We start from the raw sequence: 2,970 nt of genomic DNA on the forward strand, positions 1-2,970 counted from the left end.
TGTGGCCGAACATCACGGCGCCGAGCATGATCTCCTCGGAGAGCTCCTTCGCCTCGGATTCCACCATCAGCACCGCGTCGGTGGTGCCGGCGACGACGAGGTCGAGGACCGACTCCTCCATCTCCGGGACCGGCGGGTTGAGCGTGTACTGGCCGCCGGCATAGCCGACGCGCGCCGCGCCGATCGGGCCCATGAACGGCACGCCCGACAGCGTCAGCGCGGCGGACGCCGCGACCATCGCCAGGATGTCGGGATCGTTCTCGAGGTCGTGGGTCAGCACCGTGACGACGACCTGGGTGTCGTTGCGCCAGCCCTCGACGAACAGCGGGCGGATCGGGCGGTCGATCAGGCGGGAGACCAGGGTCTCCTTCTCGGACGGGCGGCCCTCGCGCTTGAAGTAGCCGCCGGGGATGCGGCCGGCGGCGTAGGCGCGCTCCTGGTAGTTCACGGTGAGCGGCAGGAAGTCGATCCCGGCCTTCGGCTCCTTGGAGGAGACCACGGTGGCGAGCACCGAGGTCTCGCCGTAGGTCGCCATCACCGCGGCGTCGGCCTGGCGGGCGACCTTGCCGGTCTCCAGCACGAGGCGGCGGTCGCCCCACATCAGCTCTTCACGTTGGACGTCGAACATTCTTGCTATCCTTGCCATCATGCGGCGGGCGGACCCGGCGCGGCCAGGGGCAAGATGGCGGGGAACTCGCTCTCGAGTTCCCAGCGATCCTGTCCCTGGTGTTCGCGCCTCGAAGTCGCCCGTTTGCTCGAACGCCGGACCCGTTCCGGCCGCCCGAGGTGTCAGAACGCGGTCCCGGGCCGGGCCCGAGACCGCGCGGAACGCCTAGCGGCGGATGCCGAGGCGCTCGATCAGCCCACGGTAGCGGGCCTCGTCCTTGCGCTTGACGTAGTCGAGCAGCGAGCGGCGCTGCGAGACCATCTTCAGGAGGCCGCGGCGGGAATGGTTGTCCTTGCCGTGGGTCTTGAAGTGGGCGGTGAGGTTGGTGATCCGCTCGGTGAGGATCGCCACCTGGACCTCCGGCGAGCCGGTGTCCTTGGCGCCCTTGGCGTGTTCCTTGATGAGCGCGGTCTTGCGCTCTGCCGTGATCGACATCGCAGTGCCTTTCGGTGGGGATTTCGGAGCGAGGGCGGCTGGCCTCCGATCGGAGGGTCGCGCGCCGGATCATGCTCGGGTCTTGGTCATGCTCGGGTCTTGGCCGGTGCCGGGATGTCGTCCAGCAGGGTCGTTGGCCCAAGCGGTGATGGCCCCGCCCGTCGCCGGGCCAAGGCCGAGCGGACCATACACGAAACGCATGGGCGCGCCAGTCCCGTCGCTGTCGCGGATCGTCCGGCCGGAGCGATCCGGCGGCCGGCGGGCGCGGGCGGCCCGCCGGGCCGGTTTCTTCGCACCGAGCCGAGAGTTTGCGGTATGGTCGCGGCGAAGCAAGGGAAGAACGCGACCATGATTTGCCAGACCGCGATCGAAGAAATGGGGGTCCAGAACGCCCGCCTCACGACGATGATCAGGAATATCGACGGCGGGATCTGGTGGGGGTCGGATGCCGAGGCCAAGGTCGAGGCCGGAAAGATCCTGGCCGAGACCACCCGCATCGGCGATGCCCTGGACACGATCGAGCGCCTCGTGAAGGGCATCGCCGCCTAAGCAAGCGGGCCACGGAGCGGCGCCGGCGGATTCGCCGCGGGCCCGTGCCGTGGCGGTTCGGCCGCCACGGGAGGCGCTTCGAGCGACATGGACGAAACGGTCACGCATCTCGCCCGGCAGCTCCTCGATCGGGGCGTCGGCTGCCTGTCGGCCCGCGACCAGCGCATTCTCGCCCGCATCGCGACGCGGCTGCACGCGCGCACCGACGTGGTGGCCGCCCCGGCCGCGAGCCCGGCCTTCGGCGAGCGCCTCGCCGACCGGGTCGCCCGCCTCGGCGGCTCCTGGGGGTTCATCGTCTCGTTCACGGGGCTGCTCGTGGCCTGGGTCGTCCTGAACACCGTCGTCCTGGCGCGGAGCGGCGGCTTCGACCCGTATCCCTACATCTTCCTCAACCTGATCCTGTCGATGGTGGCGGCGCTCCAGGCGCCGGTGATCCTGATGTCGCAGAACCGGCAGGCGGAGCGCGACCGCATCGCCGCCGGCCTGGACTACGAGATCAACCTGAAGGCTGAGATCGAGATCATGTCGCTGCACGACAAGCTCGATCGCATCCGGATCGAGCGGCTCGAGGGTCTGATCCTCGACCAGACCGGCCGGATCGCGGCCCTCGGTGCCGCGCTGGAGGCCGTCCCGCGGGACCCGCCCGCGGCGTAGCGGGCCGGCACGAACCGGGACGACCCGGCAGCGCGACGCATCCCGGCCATCCGTCCGCGTCGTTGCGTTGCGGAATCGCGGCCCCTATCGCTGACCGCCAGCGGCGCGACGGCGCCAGCGGCGAACGCCCGATGACGCCATGATCCCCGAAACGCTCCCGAGCCCCGAAAAGCTCTCGCTGCCCAAGGACAAGATCCGGGTGCTGCTGCTCGAAGGCATCAACGACAGCGCCGTCGCGCTGATGCGCGCGGCCGGCTACGGCAACCTCGTCCACCTGCCGAAGGCGTTGGACAGGGCGGCGCTGCACGCGGCGCTGAAGGGCGTGCACATCCTCGGCATCCGCTCGCGGACGCAGCTCGACGAGGCGGCGCTCGCTGCCGCCGACCGGCTGCTCGCCGTGGGGTGCTTCTCGGTGGGCACCAACCAGGTCGACCTCGACGCCGCGCGCCGCCGCGGCGTGCCGGTGTTCAACGCGCCGTTCTCCAACACCCGCTCGGTGGCCGAACTCGTCATCGGCGAGATCGTCATGCTGCTGCGCCGGGTCGTCCCGCGCTCGGTCGGGGCGCATGCGGGCCTCTGGGACAAGTCGGCCGAGGGTTCGGTCGAGGTGCGCGGCAAGACGCTCGGCATCGTCGGCTACGGCAACATCGGCACGCAGCTCTCGA

The 2,970-nt window shown here is 70.4% G+C and carries 4 protein-coding genes and 1 pseudogene; 3 read left to right on the plus strand and 2 right to left on the minus strand.

Annotation, left to right across the window (positions count from 1 at the left end; genetic code table 11):
- Nucleotides 1-628, minus strand: a pseudogene (locus ACFE86_RS22145) (polyribonucleotide nucleotidyltransferase); the annotation flags it as partial.
- Nucleotides 629-832: 204 nt separating this feature from the next.
- On the minus strand, nucleotides 833-1,102 hold the full coding sequence (rpsO, locus tag ACFE86_RS22150; RefSeq protein WP_375457466.1) for a 30S ribosomal protein S15: 270 nt from the start codon (nucleotides 1,100-1,102) through the stop codon (nucleotides 833-835).
- A gap of 348 nt (nucleotides 1,103-1,450) precedes the next feature.
- Here rpsO and ACFE86_RS22155 point away from each other — a divergent pair, with 348 nt between their 5' ends.
- The 3 genes from ACFE86_RS22155 to ACFE86_RS22165 all read left to right on the plus strand — a co-directional run.
- Nucleotides 1,451-1,651: a hypothetical protein gene (locus tag ACFE86_RS22155; protein WP_375457467.1), complete on the plus strand. Its 201-nt coding sequence runs from the start codon at nucleotides 1,451-1,453 to the stop codon at nucleotides 1,649-1,651.
- Nucleotides 1,652-1,738: 87 nt separating this feature from the next.
- Complete coding sequence (locus ACFE86_RS22160; RefSeq protein WP_375457468.1) at nucleotides 1,739-2,305, plus strand: DUF1003 domain-containing protein; 567 nt, start codon at nucleotides 1,739-1,741, stop codon at nucleotides 2,303-2,305.
- A gap of 139 nt (nucleotides 2,306-2,444) precedes the next feature.
- On the plus strand, nucleotides 2,445-2,970 hold a 526-nt coding region (locus ACFE86_RS22165; RefSeq protein ID WP_375457469.1), incomplete at its 3' end, for an NAD(P)-dependent oxidoreductase.

Source organism: uncultured Methylobacterium sp. (assembly GCF_964244095.1).
Classification (GTDB): Bacteria; Pseudomonadota; Alphaproteobacteria; order Rhizobiales; family Beijerinckiaceae; genus Methylobacterium.

What these genes read in the sequence shown, in the direction of transcription:
- rpsO (WP_375457466.1), bottom strand. Translation starts at nt 1,102, where the DNA reads ATGTCGATCACGGCAGAGCGCAAGACCGCGCTCATCAAGGAACACGCC.
- ACFE86_RS22155 (WP_375457467.1), top strand. Translation starts at nt 1,451, where the DNA reads ATGATTTGCCAGACCGCGATCGAAGAAATGGGGGTCCAGAACGCCCGC.
- ACFE86_RS22160 (WP_375457468.1), top strand. Translation starts at nt 1,739, where the DNA reads ATGGACGAAACGGTCACGCATCTCGCCCGGCAGCTCCTCGATCGGGGC.